Source organism: Streptomyces sp. NBC_00289, from assembly GCF_041435115.1.
Lineage (GTDB): Bacteria > Actinomycetota > Actinomycetes > Streptomycetales > Streptomycetaceae > Streptomyces.
The window spans coordinates 6,579,631-6,599,890 of the sequence record NZ_CP108046.1; the positions used below are offsets into that span (position 1 = coordinate 6,579,631).

Annotated in this window: 15 protein-coding genes and 1 pseudogene; 12 read left to right on the top strand and 4 right to left on the bottom strand. The window is 74.0% G+C overall.

Annotation, left to right across the window (positions count from 1 at the left end):
- Nucleotide 1: 1 nt before the first annotated feature.
- Complete coding sequence (locus tag OG985_RS29870; protein ID WP_371671441.1) at nucleotides 2-955, bottom strand: hypothetical protein; 954 nt, start codon at nucleotides 953-955, stop codon at nucleotides 2-4.
- 203 nt (nucleotides 956-1,158) lie between these two features.
- Between OG985_RS29870 and OG985_RS29875 the strand changes: the two are divergent.
- From OG985_RS29875 to OG985_RS29885, 3 genes and pseudogenes are all read left to right on the top strand, one after another.
- Nucleotides 1,159-1,907 (top strand): annotated as a pseudogene (locus OG985_RS29875) (SDR family NAD(P)-dependent oxidoreductase).
- 133 nt (nucleotides 1,908-2,040) lie between these two features.
- Nucleotides 2,041-3,480 carry a multicopper oxidase family protein gene (locus OG985_RS29880; RefSeq protein ID WP_371671442.1) on the top strand — a complete coding sequence of 480 codons (1,440 nt, stop codon included), beginning with the start codon at nucleotides 2,041-2,043 and terminating at the stop codon, nucleotides 3,478-3,480.
- Nucleotides 3,481-3,532: 52 nt separating this feature from the next.
- On the top strand, nucleotides 3,533-4,789 hold the full coding sequence (locus OG985_RS29885; protein WP_371671443.1) for a cytochrome P450: 1,257 nt from the start codon (nucleotides 3,533-3,535) through the stop codon (nucleotides 4,787-4,789).
- On the opposite strand, the gene OG985_RS29890 is transcribed toward OG985_RS29885, so the two are convergent.
- The gene (locus OG985_RS29890) at nucleotides 4,764-5,282 is read right to left on the bottom strand and encodes a MarR family winged helix-turn-helix transcriptional regulator (protein WP_371671444.1); all 519 of its coding nucleotides are present in this window, start codon (nucleotides 5,280-5,282) and stop codon (nucleotides 4,764-4,766) included. The two genes, OG985_RS29885 and OG985_RS29890, sit on opposite strands and share 26 nt — an antisense overlap.
- 96 nt (nucleotides 5,283-5,378) lie before the next feature.
- On the opposite strand from OG985_RS29890, the gene OG985_RS29895 reads away from it, so the two are divergent.
- The 4 genes from OG985_RS29895 to OG985_RS29910 all read left to right on the top strand — a co-directional run bounded on the left by OG985_RS29895 (nucleotide 5,379) and on the right by OG985_RS29910 (nucleotide 10,180).
- Nucleotides 5,379-5,867, top strand: coding sequence for a hypothetical protein (locus OG985_RS29895; protein WP_371671445.1), 489 nt, complete (start codon nucleotides 5,379-5,381; stop codon nucleotides 5,865-5,867).
- Nucleotides 5,868-6,147: 280 nt separating this feature from the next.
- Complete coding sequence (locus OG985_RS29900; protein WP_371671446.1) at nucleotides 6,148-7,497, top strand: hypothetical protein; 1,350 nt, start codon at nucleotides 6,148-6,150, stop codon at nucleotides 7,495-7,497.
- 47 nt (nucleotides 7,498-7,544) lie between these two features.
- Nucleotides 7,545-8,342: a hypothetical protein gene (locus OG985_RS29905; RefSeq protein WP_371671447.1), complete on the top strand. Its 798-nt coding sequence runs from the start codon at nucleotides 7,545-7,547 to the stop codon at nucleotides 8,340-8,342.
- Nucleotides 8,343-8,395: 53 nt separating this feature from the next.
- Nucleotides 8,396-10,180, top strand: coding sequence for a hypothetical protein (locus tag OG985_RS29910; RefSeq protein ID WP_371671448.1), 1,785 nt, complete (start codon nucleotides 8,396-8,398; stop codon nucleotides 10,178-10,180).
- Between the two features lie 713 nt (nucleotides 10,181-10,893).
- On the opposite strand, the gene OG985_RS29915 is transcribed toward OG985_RS29910, so the two are convergent.
- Both OG985_RS29915 and OG985_RS29920 read right to left on the bottom strand, forming a co-directional pair.
- Entirely contained in the window at nucleotides 10,894-12,477 is a 1,584-nt protein-coding gene (locus OG985_RS29915; protein ID WP_371671449.1) for an FAD-dependent oxidoreductase, read from the bottom strand.
- A complete protein-coding gene (locus OG985_RS29920; RefSeq protein WP_371671450.1) occupies nucleotides 12,474-13,442 on the bottom strand; it encodes a methyltransferase in 969 nt (322 codons plus the stop codon). The genes OG985_RS29915 and OG985_RS29920 overlap by 4 nt, the downstream gene beginning before the upstream one ends.
- Before the next feature lie 375 nt (nucleotides 13,443-13,817).
- Between OG985_RS29920 and OG985_RS29925 the strand changes: the two genes are divergently transcribed.
- From OG985_RS29925 to OG985_RS29945, 5 genes are all read left to right on the top strand, one after another.
- Nucleotides 13,818-14,309: an SgcJ/EcaC family oxidoreductase gene (locus tag OG985_RS29925; protein ID WP_371671451.1), complete on the top strand. Its 492-nt coding sequence runs from the start codon at nucleotides 13,818-13,820 to the stop codon at nucleotides 14,307-14,309.
- A gap of 81 nt (nucleotides 14,310-14,390) precedes the next feature.
- Complete coding sequence (locus OG985_RS29930; protein ID WP_371671452.1) at nucleotides 14,391-14,876, top strand: MarR family winged helix-turn-helix transcriptional regulator; 486 nt, start codon at nucleotides 14,391-14,393, stop codon at nucleotides 14,874-14,876.
- A 97-nt stretch (nucleotides 14,877-14,973) separates the two neighbouring features.
- On the top strand, nucleotides 14,974-15,540 hold the full coding sequence (locus OG985_RS29935; RefSeq protein WP_371671453.1) for a DUF4865 family protein: 567 nt from the start codon (nucleotides 14,974-14,976) through the stop codon (nucleotides 15,538-15,540).
- A gap of 93 nt (nucleotides 15,541-15,633) precedes the next feature.
- Entirely contained in the window at nucleotides 15,634-17,814 is a 2,181-nt protein-coding gene (locus OG985_RS29940) for an MMPL family transporter (RefSeq protein ID WP_371671454.1), read from the top strand.
- Between the two features lie 771 nt (nucleotides 17,815-18,585).
- Nucleotides 18,586-20,127 carry a peptide MFS transporter gene (locus tag OG985_RS29945; protein WP_371671455.1) on the top strand — a complete coding sequence of 514 codons (1,542 nt, stop codon included), beginning with the start codon at nucleotides 18,586-18,588 and terminating at the stop codon, nucleotides 20,125-20,127.
- Nucleotides 20,128-20,260 lie beyond the last annotated feature (133 nt).

A 20,260-nucleotide genomic window follows, 5' to 3' on the forward strand; every position in this document is an offset into this window, starting at 1 on the left:
GTCAGCGCAGGGTGACCAGCTGCCACATGCCTTCGAAGGCCCGCTTGACGAGCGTCTGGCGGTTGCTGATGAAGGAGGTGAGGAGATAGCGGCCGGGCTGCAGGGAGTGCGCGAAGACCGCGGACGAACCGGGCTGCAGCGGCGTCAGACCGGTGGGCACCCCGGTGAACGGATAGACCGGAGGGTTCTCACCCCTGCGCAGCGCCTCCATGCACGCGGTGACGTCCGCCTCGGTGGCTCCCGCCACGGTCCGCAGGAACATCACCTCGTTGAGCTGCGCCGTGTGGTTGACGACCTGGAACACCCCGGCGGCGGGCAGCGTGCCCGCGGTGAGGTACCGGCCCTGGTCGCCGTCGTCGTACGGCGTGATGACGTGCGGCGCGAGCGGCGGCCGGCCCTGCGGGCGGGTACCGGTCACCTTGAGCGTGCGCACCCGCTCCGGGTGGGCGGGGTCGACGGTGGTGTAGTCGAGCAGGTGATAGGTGCCGGGGGCGAGGACCCAGGTGACCTCCACCGCTCCGCCGGCCGCCGTGACGGCCGGTCCGCCGAAGTACCGTGCCTCGCTGTCGATGAGTTCGAGACCGGCCCGGCGCTCGACCGGATCCTTGGCGGTGGCGGCCTGCCGGTAGTGGGTCAGGAAGCTGTCCAGGGACACCCCGGGCAACAGCCTGACCAGCCCGAGGGGATGCTGCTGCGCCGGGTCCGGCGTGGTGGCCCGCAGGGTGACCACGCCCGCGGGCACCGCGTCCGCGCTCAGTGTCAGACCGTCGGGCGCGGCCACCGCGCCGACCACCGTCCCGGCCTGGTGCCCGTGGCGTCCGGCGGACTCCTGGGCCACCGCCGTGGCGGGCAGCAGCGCCGCCGCGCCGCCCGCCAGCCCGAACAGCAGGCCGCGGCGCCGCAGACCGTGCCCGACGTCCGAGGGTCCCGCACCGCTTGGGTTCGCGTGTATCACCGGTTCCTCCTTAGTTCCGAGGCCCGGATGCTCCGTAGACCGGCTCAAGGGTGGCTTCAGGTCGTATCGAGAGCGGGCGTTCGCCCGTGGCGGAGACGGGGTCCGGCACCCTCCGCCGGCGCGGGCGCCATAGGCGTATTCGAGTGGGCCGCGGAACCCTGCCCGGGTCGTCCGGTCCACCGAAGACACCTGGAGGAGCCCCCATGGACACTGCTGTCGCCGTCGTCACCGGAGCCGGCAGCGGGATCGGCGCCGCCACCGCGCGCCGGCTGGCCGCCACCGGCCACCGGGTCGTGCTGACCGGCCGCCGCAAGGACCGCCTCGAAGCGGTCGCCGCACAGATCACGGAGGCCGGTGGCCAGTGCTCCGTGCACCCCCTCGACGTCACCGACCAGCAGGCCGTACGCGCCTTCGCGGACTGTCTGGAACGGGTCGACGTGCTGGTGAACAACGCGGGCGGGGCGCTCGGCACCGAGTACGTGGCCGTCGCCGACCCGGCCGACTGGTCCGCCATGTTCGAGGTGAACGTCCTCGGCGCGCTGCACGTCACCCAGGCGCTGCTGCCCGCGCTGGTGACCGGCGGCGGCACGGTCGTGGTGCTGTCCTCCACCGCGGGACACGTCACGAGGGCGGCGGCGGATACGCGGCGGCCAAGCACGGAGCGCACGCGCTCGCGGCCACACTGCGGCTGGAACTGTGCGGCGAGCCCGTGCGCGTCGTCGAGATCGCACCCGGTCTGGTGCGCACCGAGGAGTTCGCCCTCAACCGGCTGCGGGGCGACGCCGACGCGGCGGCCCGCGTGTACCGGGGCGTCGAACAGCCCCTGACCGCCGAGGACGTCGCCGACGCCGTGACCTGGGCGGTGACCCGGCCGGCGCACGTCAACGTCGACCTGATGGTGGTCCGCCCGCGCGCCCAGGCGGCCCAGCACAGGGTCCACCGGACGAGCTGAGCGACCGCCCCGCCGACCGGGCCCGGTGTACCGCCGCTCGAGCGGGCGCCTAGCCGGCTGCGGCTGAATATGCGCGAAACCCGGCCGCAGGCGAAGTGCGCAACACGGCCCCAGGCGAAGAAGGAGAGAGCGCGTGCTGACTCGCAGGCAACTGATCAAGGCGGGCGCTGCCACCGGTGTGCTGGCGGCCGCGTCCGGCGCGGGAGCGACGGCTCTGGCCAGGGGGTCCGGCGGCGGGGTCGCCGAGGAGGCCTTCGCCGTACCCCTGAAGCGGGCGCGGGTGCTGCGCCCGCTCGGCGGGGGACGCGGCCGGCACGGTGCGGGCTACGACGTCTACCGGCTGTCCGCCCGCGAGACGGACGTCTCCGTCTTCCCGGGCACCACCACCCGGATGCGGCTGTTCAACGGCGAGCTCGCACCGGTCATCCGGGCCACCCGGGGCCGGCCGGTGGTGATAGAGCAGACCAACGCCCTCGGCGTCCCCTTCTCCATGCACCTGCACGGCGGCCACGTCCCGGCCCGCCACGACGGCCACCCCGACAACGAGGTGCTGCCCGGCGGCAGCCGGGTCTTCAACTACCCCAACGAGCAGCGTGCCGCGACCATGTGGCTGCACGACCACTCGCACCACGCGCACGCCGAGAACGTCTACCTGGGCACGGTGGCCGGCTATCTGCTGACCGACGCGTTCGAGGAGCGGCTGCCGCTGCCCAAGGGCCAGTACGACGTGCCGCTGTACCTGCGGGACGCCAAGTTCGCCGGGGACGGCTCCCTCGTCTACGACATGGACGGCTTCATGGACCGGCCCACCGTGCTGGTCAACGGCCGCCCGCGCCCCTACTTCGAGGTGGCCGCCCGCAAGTACCGGATCCGGCTCACCAACACCTCCAACGAGCGCGCCTTCCTGCTCCGGCTCGGCGAGGGCGACGAGATGACCCACATCGCCACCGACGGGGGCCTGCTGCCCGCGCCGGTGTCCGCCCGGGTCCTGGAGATCTGGCCCGCCGAGCGGCAGGAGGTGGTGATCGACTTCTCCCGCTACCCGGTCGGCTCCCAGGTCGTCCTGAGCAACGCGATCGCCTTCCCCGGTGAACTCCCGGAGGTCATGCGCTTCGACGTGGTGCGCACCGCGCACGACCCGTCCGCGGTACCGGACCGGCTGCGCCCGGTCCCCGACCTCGGCACCCCCACCGTGGAGCGGACCTTCGTGATGTCCTTCGACGCCGCCACGGGGCAACACCTCATCAACGGCAAGCCGTTCGACCCCGAGCGGGTCGACATGCGGCCCCGGCTCGGCACCACGGAGGTGTGGACCGTCCGCAACACCGACACCCAGTTCGGCATCCCGCACTCGCTGCACACCCACCTGGAGCACTTCCAGGTGCTGGACCGCGACGGCGCGGCCCCGGCGCCGGGCGAGGCCGGGCTGAAGGACACCGTCACCGTGATGCCGGGCAAGAGCGTGCGCTTCAAGCTCAGGTTCACCGACTACACGGGCAAGTTCATGTACCACTGCCATCTGCTGGGCCACATGACCATGGGAATGATGGGCCAGATGGAAGTCGTCGACTGACCCAGGCTCCGCACGGCCCGCCGCTCCTCACCGAGACTTCTGGAGGACCGTCTTGTCCGACGACATTTCCGACGACATGCCGGACGCCCCGTCCGGCTACCACCCGGAAGCCGTGTCCGACGACCTCCCGGACGACGACCTGCGCTTCCCGTTCGAGCACCCCCGGCTGTTCGATCCGCCGCCCGAGTGGCAACAGCTGCGCGGGGGCTGCCCGGTGGCCCGCGCACAGCTGCCCACCGGGGACCGGGCGTGGCTGGTGACCCGGTACGAGGACGTGCGCGCCGTACTCAACGACCCCCGGCTCAGCCGCGCGGCCGCCACCCGGCCCGACGCGCCGCGGCTGGGACCGGCCCGGCCCGAGCCGGACTCCATCATGGCGATGGACCCGCCCGACCACACCCGGCTGCGCAGACTGCTCGCCCCGGCTTTCACCGGCCGGCAGGCCGAGCTGTTACGGCCACGGATCGCCCGCACCACCGAGCGGCTGCTCGACGGCATGGCCGAGATCGGGCCGCCCGTCGACCTGGTCGAGCACCTGGCCAGACCGCTGCCCATCATCACCATCTGCGAGCTGCTCGGGGTGCCGGACGACGACCGGGAGTCCTTCAAGGAGTGGACGGACGCGGCACTCACCCTCGCCCCGCACGCGGCGGGCACGGTCACCGGTGCCCGGCAGCGGCTGGCCGACTATCTGCGGCACCTGATCGCCGAGAAGCAGCAGACGCCGGGCGACGACCTGCTCGGCACCCTCATCGCGGCCCGGGACGGGGACCGGCTGCGGCCCGCGGAACTGGTGACGGTCGCCGCCACGCTGATCACCGCCGGCTACCACACGGTCGCCAACTCGCTGTCCAACTCGGTGCTGGCGCTGCTGCGTCATCCCGGGCAGCTCGACCCGCTGCGCGGCGCGGAGTTCCCGGCCGCGGCCGTGGAGGAGCTGCTGCGCTGGACCCCGGGTCCGGTGAGCGGCGGCACCATCAGGATCGCCACCGAGGAGCTGAAGATCGGTTCCACGGTGGTGCGGCCGGGGGAGGCGGTCATCCCGTCGACGGCGTCGGCCAACCGGGACGCGGACATGTTCCCCAGCCCCGATGTTCTCGACCTGGGCCGCGCCGAGAACCGGCACATCGCCTTCGGCCACGGCATCCACCGCTGCCTGGGGGCGCCGCTGGCCCGGGTGGAGCTCCAGGTGGCGTTCGGGGCGCTGCTGCGCCGGTTCCCCGGGCTGCGGCTCGCGGTCGCCGAGGAGGAACTGACCTGGGGGGCCGGGATGATCCGGGGGCTCAGCTCGCTGCCGGTGGCGTGGTGAGCGGTTCCCCGCCGCCGGCCGGTCCGCCGGGCAGCCGGCGGGTCAGGTCCCGCAGCAGCTCGTTGACCCGCTGCGTGAACCCGGCGATGACCTGGAGCTGGTCGTCGTCGTACGACTCCAGTACGGCGGTCATGGCGTCCGCGAGCGGGGCGAAGGCCGCGGCGAGCTCCTGCTCGCGGCGGCCGGTGGAGGCCACGATGACCCGGCGCCGGTCGCCGGGGTCGCGGACCCGCTCGATGAAGCCGGCCTTCTCCATCCGGTCGAGCACGGCGGTGGTCGCCGAGGTGCTCATGCCGGTGATCTCGGCCAGCCGGCCGGCGGTGAGTCGCGGTTCGCTGCGGGCCAGGTCGACGCACTTCATGTCGGTCGGGTTCAGCCCGAACCGTTCGGCGATCGCCTGGTGCAGCAGCTGTCCGCGCCCTCCGTTGTCCCGCACCGCGTCCTCGATCCTCGCGATCAGTTCCGGCCTGCGGTGACCGTGCGGGGTTGACATGACCCACCTCCGGGAGCAAAGTATTTCGACGTATCGAGATTTCCGAAGTATCGAGAATTCCTATCTGTGGGATGAGCTTAGCGGTGAGGGGTGGGCATGAACACAGCTGCGGGTGAGCAGGCGAAGTGGCGCGTCGAAGGAGTCGTCGAGGCGCCCGTGGAGCAGGTCACCGAGGCCCTGCTGAACGTGCGGGAGGGCGCGGCGGGAGTGGACGGCAACGCCCTGGTGCTGGCCGGCGACCACACCCGGGAGAGCGGCGCGGTGACCCTGGAGGGCGGCCCCGACAAGTTCACCGGACGGTTCGGCACCTCCGGTGAGGACTACCTGGAGCTGACCGTCGACCGCGCGGCCGGCGTCGTCGGCGTCCAGACCTGGTTCGGCGGCACGTACACCGTCGAGCCGGCGGACGGGGCGAGCCGGGTGGTGCTGCGGGTCCACAACGTGGTCCCGGGCGCCGGACGCCTGGGCCGCAAGGTCGCCGAGATCGGCATCGAGTCCCGCCTCGAACGCCTCCTGCTGTCCGTCCTGACCGCCCTGTCCACCCGCCTCGGCGCCCCCGCGCCCACCGGAGCCACCGTCAAGTAGCCCCACCCCGGCGCGAATCCGCGCCCCCGATCCACAGCCACCCGGTGTCCAATCCCCCGCGGCACCGGGTGGCTGTGCTGTTGCCGGGCGGACTCGGCGTTTCGGGGCGGGCGGCCGGACTTGGGGTTTCGGGCGGACGGGCGGACTCGGCGTTTCCGGGCAACGCCCGTGCTCTTCACGCCAGTTGGCCGGTTCGAGGCCCATTGCAGTAGCGCGCGAGGCGTGGGTGTGACCCTCTCCGCGACCGTGCGCCGCCTGGCGCCGGGCACGAGGAGGCAACATGAGAACGGACCGAACGGCCCGTGCGCGGGCCACCCGCGGGGCGCTGCTGGGCAGTGCGCTCGCCCTCGTGGCGGTGGGTGCCGTGCCCGGCCCCGCCGCCGGGGCGTCCGCGGCCGACGGCCAGACCGTGCTGGTCAGCGTCGGCCTGGGCGGCGCGCCGGCCAACGGCCCCAGCGAGCGGGCCTCCATCAGCGCCGACGGCCGCCTGGTGGTGTTCACCTCGCACGCGAGCAACCTGGTCCGCGGCGACCACAACGACTGCAGCGACGTGTTCCTGCGCGACCTCACCCGCGGTACGACGGTCCGCGTCGGCCGTGGCGTGGACGGGCGGGAGCCCGACGGCTGCACCGGCATCGACCCGATCATCAGCGCCGACGGCCACTACGCGGTGTACTCCGCCGACTCCACCAACCTGGTCCGCGGGGTCCGTGACGGCCGCTCCCACATCTACCGGACCGATGTGCGGACGGGCGCAACCGTCCTGGTCTCGGCCGCCGCCGACGGCACCCCCGGCAACGGCGACAGCATGCGCCCGACCCTCTCCGCCGACGGGCGCTACGTGGCCTTCGCCACCTCCGCCGACAACGTGATCCCCGGCGACACACCGGCGAGCACCTGGGACACGGTCGTACGCGACATGGCCACCGGCACGACCGTACGCACCAGCGCCGCCGACGACGGCACCCCCGGAGACGCGGCCAGCGACGGCACCCAGCTCAGCGCCGACGGCCGGTACGTCACCTTCTTCTCCAACGCCACCAACCTCGCCGCGGGCGACACCAACAAGAAGGTGGACGAGTTCCTCCGGGACGTCAGGACCGGCCGCACCACCCGGCTGAGCGTCTCGGCCGCCGGGGTCCAGTCCGACCAGATCACCATCGGCGGCACCATCAGCGACGACAACCGTTACGTCGTACTGAACTCGCACGCCACCAACCTCACCGCCGACAGCCCGGGCACCGGCCAGAACCACATCTATCTGCAGGACCTCCAGGAGGGCACGCTGCGGCTCGTCGACAAGGGCGACGACGGCGAGCCCGCACCCGGCGGCACGTTCTGGGCGAGCATCACCGGAGACGGCCGGCACATCCCGATGGCGTCCGCCGGGCCCCACCTGGTGGCCGGCGACACCAACAACGTGCGCGACATCTTCGTCGCGGACCTGCCCGGCGGCGAGCTGCGACGGGTGAGCGTGGGCGCGGGCGGAGCGCAGGCCGACGCCGCGAGCTACTTCCCCGACGCCGACCAGCACGCCGACGCCGTGGTGTTCGCCTCGTTCGCCACCAACCTCGTGACCGGGGACACCAACGGTCAGCCCGACATCTTCGTGCACCGCGAGAAGCCGTGAACAGGCCGTCCGAGCAGCAGACGCAGACGCAGAGAGGGAAGCACATCATGGGGATCACAGTCGGCCGCTACCGGCGCACGACGGCGCTCGCCGTGACCGCGGCGCTGACCCTGGGCGGGCTCGCCGTGGGCATCACCCAGGGCGCCACCGGATCGACGGCGGCCGACCGTACGGTGCCCGGCACCGTCGTGGTCGAGGAGAACGCGCACGGGCGGGTGCTCACCGCCGACCCGTCGGCACGCAACAAGCGCAAGCTCGTCGCGGCCGTCCACGAGCTGCGCGAAGCCCGGCAGCAGCCGGCCGACGAGCCGGCCCCGGCCCCCACGGCCACCGGCGGCGACGGCGGGCACGGCGACCAGTCCGGGTTCCCGGTCCGCGACCAGTGGCTGAACTCGTCGAAGAGCCGCAAGGTCGCGGTACCCGGCGGGGAGGGCACGCTCGCCGCGGCCGGCGCCAGCTACGTGAAGGTGCCGTTCATGGAGTACTACGCCCAGTTCACGGACACCTCCTCCGACGTGTCCTGGCTCGGCAACCGGCCCTTCACCGCCGACAGCATCGAGCACACGGACACCTGGGACGTCGGCTCCGTCGGCGCTCCCTTCTGGGTGGTCGGCGCACCCCAGGGCGCCGCGGTCAAGAGCACCGGCAGCACCGCGGAGGCGTCCTGGACCACCACCGTCCAGGACAACTGGTACAGCGAACACGCCTACGACCAGGTCGCGTTCTACCCGCCCAGCCAGGACGACTACTCCAACGTGTTCCGGATCAGCCACTCGGTCACCGGCACCTTCCAGTTCGGCTCGTCCTTCTACACCGTGACAAGCCGCGACCGGGCCTACAGCTGATGTCCCGGCCCGCCCCACGGCGCCCGGGCCGCACGCGCACGGCAGGACGGCTGGTGGCCTGGACGGCGCTGCTGGCCGTGGCCGGCGCGTGCGGCCCGGCCGGCGCCGGCCAGGCGCCCGGACCCGACGGCGCGTCCGGTCCGGGCGCCGCGGCCGCCGAGCCCGTCCGGATCGACGCGCGCGAACTCCTGCGCGACTCCTGGGTCACCGACGGGCGGTACGGCTGGTTCGTGGACGGCGCCGACACGGCCGGCCGGCCCACCGCGGCCACTCGGACCCCGGCCGCCACCGGGACCACTCCGGCCACGCAGACCGCGGCGGCCGCCGGGAGCGTCCAGTCGGCGTTCTCCCTCTACGAGACCGCCTGGCGACTCCGTATCGCCGCCCTCCCCGGCGTCCGCACCCGGGTGCACGTCGATCCGGACCGGCTGCGGCTGTGGGCCGCGTCCGCCGAGACCGGCCGGCTGGAATCCTCCGGGCTGCCCGCCCTCGCCCAGGTCGACCTGGCGGTGGACGCCCTGCTCACGGCCGGTGGCACGGTCGACCGTGCGGGCGTCGCCCGCACCCTGGAGTCGCTGCGCGACGGCGGCGACTACCGCACCGGGCTGTCCGCGCGCACGCCCGACCCGGGCGGCACGGCCGTGGCCGTCCGCGTCCTGACCCGGTTGGAACTGCCCGTGCCCGAGCCGGTGCGGACCGCCAACTCCCGGGCGCTGAACGCCCTTTCCGCCCAGGACGCGGCCGGCGCGCCCGGCGAGGTGGTGCCGGTGCTGGAGACCGCCGCGGCACTGGACGTGACGGGCGCCGACCGGGACCGCGCGGCCGCACTCGCCGAGGCCGCGGAACGCGCCCTGACCCGCCTCGACGTCGACCCGGTGCGGCTCGCGGCGGAGGCGGCGCTGCGCACCGCGGCCGGCCGACTCGGAGCGCGGCTGCCGCGCTTCGCCGCCTCGGCCTGCGACGGACGGGTGCTGTCCGACGGCGGCATCGGGCTGCCCGGCGCCGGACGCGGCGACCCGCAGGCCACGTACTGGGCGCTGCGGCTCGGCTGCTCCGCCGTCCGCGCACCCGCGCCCGGGGCCCACTCGCGGGCCGGATGGCCGAGCGCGCGGGCCCGGGAATCGGCCCTGAGCGCCTCGGCCGCCGCGATGGCGGTGGCCCGTACCACCGGGCAGACGGCGGAGTTCTCCCGACCGCTGGCCCGCCAGGTACGCGAGGTGTGGTTGCCCCGCACGGACGGGCCCGCGCCGTACGACACGGCGGAACTGGTGGACCGGGTGAACCTGCGGCAGCTCGCCCGCGCGCTGGGCGGCGCCGTGACCCGCGATGTCGCCCGGAACCTGCCGGCGCCGACGCCGCGCGGCATACGGCCGGCCGACGACGCGGGGCTGCTGCTGAGCACCCTGGACGCACGCGGCTCGACGGCGGCGGAGGACGCCCTGTGCGCCCCGGGCTCACCGCTGCGTACCGCGTCCTCCCGCCGTACCGGCGGCTCGATCCTCCGCGCGGCCTGGCTCGCGGCCGCGGCCGACCTGTGCCACGACCCGGCCCTGCGCACCCGCGCCGTGGCGGTCGCCCGCGCCCGGCGCACCGCCGACGCGGTCTACCGGGCCGGCGCGGACCCGTCCTTCGAGGCATCGGTGCTCGGTACGTGGATCGAGCGTCCCGGCACCGACGCGGTCGCCGCCTGGACCCGGGCGGGCCTGTGCCGGGGGGACCGCTGCGCGGAGACCGCCCGCCTCCTGCCGACCACGGACCAGACCCCGCTGCGCACCCTCGCCGCCCTGCTCACCGCCCGCACCGGGCACTACGAGAACCTGTTCCCGGTGTCCTTCTGACCGGCCGACCCCGCCGGTGGAGAGGCCGAAACCCGAACCCGACCGCCGCACACACCCGCGGGGCCCGTCCACTTCGGTGGGCGGGCCCCGCGGGTGTGCGGGCGGGGGAGCGGTGCGGTCCGGCCCGGACCAGACCGGAGGGGTCTGGCCGGGGCCGGAGGGGTACGGCCGGGACCGAGCGGTCTGGCGGGGACCGGAGCGGTCTCGCGGGGACCGGAGCGGTCTGGCCGGGACTGGAGCGGTCCGGAAGCGAACGGCGTGGCCCGGCCGGGGCCGAGTGGTCTGGCCGGGACCCTGTGGTCTGGCCGGGACCGAGCTGTCCGGTCGGGGCCGGAGTGGTCCGGCCGAGACCGGAAAGGGTCCGGCCAGGGACCAAGGTGGTGTGGCCGGGACCCAGTGGCCTGGCCGTGACCGAGCTGTCTGGACGTGAGCGGGGCTGTCCAGCCGGGGCCGAAGTGGTCTGGCCGTGACCGGGGCTGTCCGGTCGGGACCGGAGTGGCCCGGCCGGGGCCGAGCCGTCTGGCCGGGGCCGAGCCGTCCGGCCAGGGCCGAGCCGTCCGGCCAGGACCGAAGCGGCCGTGCCAGGACCGAAGCGGCCGGGACCAGGGATCGAAGCCGTCAGGCCATGACCGGGCGGTCAGGCCATGACCGGGCGGTCAGGCCATGACCGGGCGGTCAGGCCGTGACCAGGGCGGTCAGGCCCTCACCGGCGGTCAAGACAGAACGGCGGTCACGTGCCGATCGAGGGCGCTTCCGTCACGGACGGCGCCCCGGAAGGAGACGTAACCGTCGGGGCGGACCAGGAACAGGGCGCCGGCCTCGGCGCCGAGGGACGCGCGCAGGGCGCCCGACCGGTCGGTGAGGGTGCCGTCCGGGCCCCGTCCACCGGTGACCACGTGCACCGGGACTCCGGCCCGGCCGGCCCCCGCGGCGGCCTCCTTGGCGGCGACTTCGGCGGCGGCCGGATCCGAGGGGTCCTCGGGAAACGCCAGCACGGTCCAGTCCCCCCGGCCGAGCAGCCGGAACAGCCGGTCCGCGCCCCCCTCGGCCTCGACGTCCGGCACCCGGGCGCCGGGACCGGGACCGCCGGCGGCCGGGGCGGTCCCGGCGCTGAGCGGACTGTCCGGATAGGCCAGCGGCAGCCCGGTGTGGCCCGTCCCGGCCTCCCCGGCCCCGGTGAGCCGGGAGCGCAGCAGCTCGAACGGCGGCACCGGGCCGACCCCGCCCCAGTACGTGCGCTCGTTGCGCTCGGCCAGCGCCAGCGCGATCGGCCTGCGCTCCGCCTCGTAGCTGTCCAGCAGCCGCGCGGAGGCCCGGCCCCGGACCACCGCCGCCAGCTTCCAGCCCAGGTTGAACGCGTCCTGCACGCCGGTATTCATGCCCTGCGCGGTCACCGGCATGACGGTGTGCGCGCTGTCGCCGGCCAGCAGGCACCGCCCGGCCCGGTAGCGGCCGGCCACGGCGTTGTACAGCCGTACCCGCCAGTTGAACCGCCCGTCGTGGAAGCGCAGGTCGGACGCGCCGCTGACGCGGCGGACCGCGTCCAGCACCTCGGCGACGTCCGGGTCGCCGGTCCGGGTGGGATCGGGGTCCGCCACACCGGCGTAGAACCGGTGCCGTCCGTCGGGCAGCGGGGCGGTGCCGAGTGAGCCCGCCTCGCTCAGGAACAGGTGGCAGTGCGCCGGGTCGCCCGGCAGCGAGCCGGTCCAGCGGGCGTCGATCTGCAGCAGCTGGGTGCCGGGGCAGGACCGCTTCTCCCAGCTCCCCCCGATCGCGTCACGCACGGTGCTGTGCGGGCCCTGCGCGCCCACCACCCAGCCGGCCCGCACCGTGTGCCGGGTGCCGTCGGCGCCGGTCAGCCGGACCGTGACCCGGGCCGGCCCCTGTTCGAGGGCGACCGCGGTCAGGCCCCGCTCGACCTGTACGCCGAGTCCGGCCAGGTGCCGGGTGAGCATCTCCTCCGTCTGCGACTGTCCGATCAGCAGGGGCCGCGGATACCGGGTGCCCGGCTGGTCGGCGGGCCTGACCAGCGGCGGCAGCCCGGCGAAGTGGTGGGTGCGGTGGGTGTAGTCGACCCCGGAGTCCAGGTAGGCGCCCACCGGCAGGCCCATGAGGTCGAAGACCTCCAGGGTCCGCTGCCACACCGTGCAGGCCCGGGTCCCGGGGCGCGGTTCGACGCGCCGGTCCACGATCCGCACGCGCACTCCGCGCCGGGCCAGTTCGATCGCGGTGCACAGGCCGACCGGCCCGGCACCGACCACCAGCACCTCGGGATCGGTGTCCGCGGCGGCACTCACGCGCGCTCCCACAGGAGCAGCGAGTGGTGGGACGGGAGCCGGGTGATGCCCGCCGGCCGCAGACCCGCCTCGGCGGCGAGGGCGGTGAACTCCTCGACCGTGCGCTCCCGGCCCTTGTTGAACACCAGCATCCGCAGGTCGTACTCGGTGTTGAGCTGCTTGCCCTCGTCCTCGGCGATGACCCGCTCGACGACCACGACCCGGCCGCCCGCGGGCAGCGCCTCGGCGCACCGGGCGAGGATCGCCACGGACTCCTTGTCGTCCCAGTCGTGCAGGATCTGGCTCAGGACGTAGAGGTCGGCGCCCGCGGGCAGCGGGTCGAAGAAGGACTGCCCGACCACCTCGGTGCGCTCGGTGAGCCCGGCGGCCGCGAACCGTTCGGCCCCGCCCTCGACCGTGCCGGGCAGGTCCACCAGGGTGCCGGCGGAGTCGGGCGCGGTCCGCAGGATCGCCTCGAGGAGCGCGCCCGTGCCGCCGCCGACGTCGGCGATCCGGCGCGCCTCGTGCCAGGGGTGGGCGCCGGCGACCTCGGGGGCGAGGCGGCCCTGGACGGCGGCCATCTGGGCGTTGAAGGAGTCGGTGAGTTCGGGCTGCCGCTCCAGGTCGTCCCAGAAGGGGACGCCGAAGACCGCGTCGTAGCCGGGCTCGCCGGTGCGCACGGCGTGCAGCAGTCCGCCGCAGGCGGCCAGGTCGATCCGGCCGCTGGCGCCCTCCAGGTCCAGCCAGTGCCGCATCCGTGAGGGGTGCGCGTCGAGCAGCAGGCGCGAGGTGGCGGTGAGGCCGTACACGCCCGGCTCGTCCTCGCTGAAGACGTCGCGGCAGGCGAGGAACCGCAGCAGCCGGCCCAGCGAGCCCGCCTCGGTCGACGTCCTCTCCGCCAGCTCGTCGCGGGTGTGCGCACCCGCCTCGATGTGGTCGGCGATGCGCAGCGTGGCCGCCACGCGCACCGCGATGGGGGTGAACACGTCGACGAAGGCCGGACGCCCGCCCGGCCCCCGTCGCGTGGGCTGCTGCGTGTGCTCCGTGTGCGTGTCGATGGCAATGCACCTCTTCCGAAAGTCCCGTGTGCTCCTCGGGCGGTGCGCCGATGGTCCTGACGACGCCTCGACGGGCGCTCAAGCGCGGCTGGCGCTGCGGGTGCGGGCGGTCTGGAAGCGGTCTGCGGGCGGTCCGCAGGGCGGTCTGCGGGACCGGACAAGGGGCGGATGCGCGGCCGGGGTTGACACCCCCACCACTATCTCTCTAAATTAGAGATGCACGGAAAGAGAGAAGAACGAAATTAGAGCGTTCAACGACGCGGCCCGTACCCGCGGCCCGCCGCCGACCGAAGGAGAACCGACATGAACACCACCCACGAGACCCGCGTCGCCGGCCTCGACGCCCGCGCCGTCCTGGCCGGACTCGCCGCCCGCTGGGACGCCGCCGACGGACCGGGCTACGGCGAGCTCTTCACCCCGGACGCCACCTACGTGCAGTTCAACGGCGTCCTGCTGAACGGCCGCCAGGAGATCGCGGACATGCACGACCTGATGTTCCGCACCATGCTCTACGGCACCCGGCTGGTGACCCACGAGATCGAGAGCGTCCGCCCGGCCGGCGAGGACCGCGCCGTCGTGGTCTCCACCGGTGCCGCGCTCTACCCCTGGCAGAAGCAGGTCACGCCCAAGCGGTTGTCGAGGCAGACCCTGATCCTGGAGCGGGTGGACGGACGGTGGCTGGTCGCCGGCTTCCAGAACAGCCGTATCAAGCCGTTCCCCACCAGCGGACCCCTGTTCGACGTGGCGAGCAAGGCTGTCCGACTGCGCGTCGAGCGCTCCCGGCGCGCCGCCTGAACCACGGCCGCCGTACGGACGCGTGACGGCGGACGCGCAAGTACGCTGGCCGGAACCGAACGGCAGAGAGGCAACGCGACGATGCGACCGCACAGCGAAGAGGACCGCTCCCTCGGCACCCTCATGTCGCTGGCCACGGCCCTGCGGGTGCAGGCGGCCAGGACGGTTCTCTTCCAGTCCGCGGTGGCCCAGTCGGTGGGGCTCAACGCCACCGACTTCAACTGCCTCAGCCTGCTCGACCTGGAAGGCCCCATGACGCCCGGTCAGCTCGCCGAGCGCGCCGGACTGAGCCGCGGCGGAGCCATCACCACGGTGATAGACCGCCTCCAGAAGGCCGGATTCGTCCGCCGTAGGCCCGACGCCGGGGACCGCAGACGCGTCATCGTGGAAACCGTCCCCGAGGCCTTCGCCGAACGCGTCGACACCGTCTTCACCGACTACCGGGCGGCACTCGGCAAGCTCCTGTCCGAACTCACCCCCGAACAGCAGGAACTGCTGCTCGACCTGACCAACCGCGGCAACGAGATCTTCCACGCCGAGACCCTGCGGCTCCAGGCACGGGCCTGACGGCCTGCCCCACCGCCGCACTAGCGCGTCACGTCACACTCCGGGCGCCCGGCAGCACCACCCGCCGGACATCGCGACCCGGATGAGGTGACCTGCCGTGCTGACCGCCCACTACTCGATCCCGCTGCCCGCCGACTACGACATGAACGTCATCCACCGACGGGTGACGGACCGCTCGGCCCCCTGGGACGCGCGGACCGGGCTGCTCCTGAAGGCGTTCTGCGTCACGGACGCCGCGGACGGCGGCCACAACAGCTACGCCCCCTTCTACGTCTGGGCCGAACCGCACGAGTTCGGCCGCTTCCTCACCGGCGCCGAGTACGCGGGACTCTGCGCCGCCTTCGGACCGGTGCCCGTGCGAACCGGCACCGTCCTGCAGTGTGGCATCGGCTCCGGCCCCGCCGGACACCTCGTCAGCGAGAGCGAGCCGCTCGGGTCCGTCACGGACCTGCGCGACACCGTCCGCGCGGAGACGGAGCGACACCGTGCCGTCCTGGCCGACCCGTCCGTCCACACGCACGTCGTGGACCTCGACCCGGCCACGATGACGCTCACCCGGCGCACGCTCCTGCGCGCCGGGGCCGAGACCCCCCGGCCGAAGAACGGCGAACGGGTCCTGCGCGTGCTGCACCTGTCCCAACCCCCGCACACCACCACCGGCTGACGCCCCGTCACACCGCGGCCGGCTCGAGCGACGCTCAAGCCGTACCCGACACCGTTGTGACACCTCTGGGCGCACTGTCTCAACAAGGAGTGCATGGTGACCACTACTCCGGTCCGGGGCGACACCCCCACCACGCCGCCACCCCCACACAGCCGCTCCGTCCTCGAGCGCACCGCCGGCTTCGCCCAGCACCACCGATGGACGGCCCTGCTGCTGTGGGTCGTCGTCCTGTTCGGTGTCTGGGGCGCGGCCTCCGCCGTCGGCGACGGCTACCGCGACGACTTCTCCCTGCCCGGCACCGAGACCCAGCAGGCGCTGGAGACCATGGAGAAGCACGGCTCCGCACAGGCCGGCGACACCCTCGAAATCGTGCTCCACGACCGGCAGGGCCTGACCGGCGCCGACACCCGCGGCCGGGTCACGGCCATGCTGGGCAAGGTGGCGAAGCTGCCCGAGGTCGCCGAGGTGCGCAGCCCCTACGACGACCAGCAGGCCGTCTCCCAGGACGGCACCGTCGGCTACGCCACCGTCGTCCTCGACGGCAAGTCCGAGGACCTGGCCAAGGAGGACACCCAGCGGATCTACGACACCGCCCGCACCGCGCGGTCGAACGCCCTCACGGTCGAACTCGGCGGCGACGCGGCACGCAAGCTCGCCGAGCCGGAGGGCGGCGCCGCCGAGGGCATCGGCATGCTCGCCGCGCTGGTCATCCTCGGCCTGATGTTCGGCACCGTCATCGCGGCCGGACTGCCGGTCATCGCCGCTCTGTTCGCCGTCGGCAGCACCCTCGGCGTGATCATCCTGCTCTCGCACGTCTTCACGATCGCCAGCTACACGCCGTACATCATGATGCTCGTCGGCCTCGGCGTCGGCATCGACTATGCCCTGCTGATCTTCGCCCGCTATCGGGCCGAGCTGGTGCGCGGCGCGTCCCCCGACGAAGCGGGCCGACGCGCCCTCGACCTCGCGGGCCGCACCGTGTTCTTCGCCGGGTGCACCGTCATCGTGGCCCTGCTGGGCCTGGTCGCCCTCGGCCTCGGCTCCCTCCAGGGCACCGCCGTCGCCGTGGCGCTCACCGTCCTGGTGACCATGATCGCCTCGCTCACCCTGCTGCCGGCGCTGCTCGCCCTGTTCGGCAAGCGCTTCGCCCGGCAGTTCACCGCCAAGGCGCGCAAGCGCACCGCGAAGGGCAAGCCGATCGAGGGCGGGGACCGCTGGCGCGCCTGGGCCGGGCTGGTGCAACGCCGGCCGCTGGTCTCCCTGCTGCTGGCCGTCGCCGCACTCGGGGCACTGGCCGCCCCCGCGCTCGACCTGCGGCTCGGCTTCGCCGACGCGGGCAACGACGCGGCCGGCACCACCAGCCGCGAGGCCTACGACCTGCTCGCCGACGGCTTCGGACCCGGGTTCAACGGCCCGCTGGTCGTGGTCACCGAGGGCGGCGACAAGGCGGGCGCGGCGCTCTCGCAGAAGCTCAACGACACCAAGGGCATCGCCGCCGCCACCGGCCCGATCCCCTCCCAGGACGGCAAGGCGGCCACCGTCATCGCCTTCCCCGACTCGTCGCCCCAGGACGAGCGCACCACGGAACTGGTGCACACCCTGCGCGACGACGTCCTCGTCCAGTTGCGCGAGGAGACCGGCGCCCGCTACCTGGTGGGCGGCTCCACCACGGCCGTCATCGACTACGCCGACACCGTCTCCTCGCGGATGCCCCTGTTCATCGCCATCGTGGTCGGCCTGTCCCTGCTGATCCTCGTCCTGGTGTTCCGCTCGGTGCTGGTGCCGCTCAAGGCGGCGCTGCTCAACCTGCTGAGCATCGGAGCGGCGTTGGGCGCCATGACGCTGGTGTTCCAGAAGGGCATGTTCGGCCTGGAGCCCGGCCCGATCGAGGCGTACCTGCCGATCATGATCTTCGCCATCGTCTTCGGCCTCTCCATGGACTACGAGATCTTCCTGGTCTCCCGCATCCGCGAGGAGTGGACCCGCAGCCGCGACGCCACGGTGGCGATCCGTGAGGGCCTCGCCCACACCGGCTCGGTCGTCGTGGCCGCGGGCGCGATCATGGTCGCCGTCTTCGGTGCCTTCATCCTCGGCGGCGACCGGATGCTCCAGCAGTTCGGCTTCGGCATGGCCGTCGCGGTCTTCGTCGACGCCGTGGTCATCCGCTGCCTGATCGTCCCGGCCGCCCTCCAGCTGATGGGCCGCCACGCCTGGTGGATCCCGGCAGGCCTGGACCGCCGGCTGCCGAGGGTGGACATCGAGAAGCACGGCTGACACGGCTGACACGGCTGACTGACGTACGAACGCCGTACCAGGCGGCCGTACGACACGGCCACGGCCGTACCCGAACCGGAGCCCGGGCGCCCCTGACAGCGCCCGGGCTTCCGTCGTGCCGGGTGGACGCCTCAGCCATCGGCCGCGCTCGCCCGCCGCCGTGGCCGCTGCCGTGGCGACTGCCGCGACCGCCTCGCCGGCGGGCGAGCGGGGCGCGAGCGGATCGCGAGGGACAGGGCGTTCCCTGAGGGGGTGAGGCGGAACGGCGACCGGTTCGAGGGCACCGGAGACCGGACCGACCCCCCGGGCCACGCGACGGTGCACACCGCCGCACGCCACCCGCGGTCCGCCCCGTCCCCTCACCCCCGTGGCGCCCGGCGGCTCCTCCCTGCCGGGCGCCACGCGCCGCCCGCCGCGACGGTCATGTGGTCCGTGCCGCCCGCGCCGTCCCCGCCCGCCGCACCTATCGGTCTTCGGGGAACCGCACGGCACCCGGCCACCGGCCTCCGCCCACGAAGCCCAGCCGCGGGGGCAGCCCACATCCCGGCCCCGCCGCCCCCTCCCGCGCCCGTTCCGAACACCGGCCCCTGCCCTTCGGCGGTACCGCCGTACCGCGCCCGCCGCCGTCCCGCCGTCCCGCCGTACCGCGCCCGCTGCCGTACCGCCGCACCGCGCCCGCCGCCGCCCCCTGCCCGAGTGTTTCTCGACCGGTCGTCGAAAGAGCGCGGCGAGCCTCGCTCTGTGCCCGTCTGACGTCCGCACGGAGGAGCCATGGCCGCCCCGCCCCAACCGCCCACCGCCGACCCGCGGTCCGGCGCGACCGGCACCGCACCCGGTGTCGTAGCCGACCCGCTCGAGAGCGCCGCCCGGCGCACCGGCCTGCTGGGCCGGCCGCGCTGGTTCACCACCCTTTTCGGCACCGACATCTGGGAGCGTTTCAGCTTCTACGGGATGACCGCGATCCTCGTCCTGTACGCGACGGAGGACACCGACCGCGGCGGCCTCGGCATGTCGACCGGCGACGCGACGCTGCTGCACGGCCTGTACATGGCCGCGGTCTTCCTGGCCTCCGTGCCCGGCGGCTGGATCGGCGACCGCGTCCTGGGCGCGCGGCGTGCCGTGCTGCACGGCGGCGTCCTGATCACCGCCGGCCATCTGTCGATGGCCGTGCCCGTCACCGGTTCCCTCTACCCGGGCCTGCTGCTGATCGCCTGCGGCACGGGGCTGCTGAAGCCCAACATGGCCAGTCTGCTGAGCGCGTTCTACGACCGCGAGGACCGGGCGGGACGCGACGCGGGCTTCGCCGTCTTCTACATGAGCGTCCAGGTCAGCGCCCTGCTCGCGCCGATCGTGGTGGGCGCGCTGGGCGAGGGGGTGAACTGGCACCTCGGCTTCGGTGCCGCCGCCGTCGGCATGGCCGCCGGACTGTTCCAGTACGTCCGCGGCTCCCGGCACTTCGGTGACACGGGCGCCGCCCCGGAGCGATTCGCCACACCGGCCGAACGGACCCGGGTCCTGCGGACCGGCCTCGCCGCCGTCACCCTCGCCGTCCTCGTCTACGGCACCGACGCCGCCCTCGGCACCTTCCGCATCGCCCACCTCATGGCGCTGTTCGGCCTGCTGTGTGTGGTGGCGCCGGTGATCTGCTTCTGGCGGCTGCTCCGCAACCCGCTGCTGACCGCCGTCGAACGTGTCCGCGTACGCACCTACATCTGGCTGTTCCTCGCCTCGGCCGTGTTCTGGGCGCTGTTCCTGCAGGGCGGCTCGGCCTTCGCGCTGTTCGCCAAGCACGCCACCGACCGCGAGGTGTTCGGCCGAACGGTGCCCGCCAGCTGGTTCCAGGCGGCGGTGCCGCTGTTCGTCCTCGTCCTGGCGCCGCTGTTCGCGTCGGTGTGGACCCGCGCGGGCGAACGGGTGCCGACGGCGGTCAAGTACGCGGTCGGCATGGCGGCCACGGCCGCCGCCTACCTGGTGATGGCCTCGGCCGCGACGCGGGCGGCCGACGGCGTCCGGGTGTCACCGCTGTGGCTGCTGCTGGCCTTCCTGCTGCTGGCCGCCGGCGAGGTCTCCTTCGCGCCGGTCGGGATGAGCGCCTCCACGGCGATCGCCCCGGCCACGTTCGTCAGCCAGATGGTCGCCCTGTTCTGGCTGGCCGGCGCGCTGGGCGGGGGCATCGGCGGCAACGCCCTGAAGGTCTCCGGCGACCGTGTGCCCGGCCCCGGCTACTTCCTCGCCCTGGGCGCCGCGGCCCTCGTGACCGGCACGGCCCTGCTCGTCTGGCGCCGCTCGCTCACCCGCCGCCTGGGAGTCTGACCCGCGGCGGCATCCGCGCAAACCGGCTGTCCGTCGGCCCGCCGTCCGTCTGCCTGGGTCGTTCGTCTGCCCGGCTGTCCGTCTGCCCGGCTCGTCCGTCCGTCCGTCCGCCCGCCCGTCCGCCCGTCCGCCC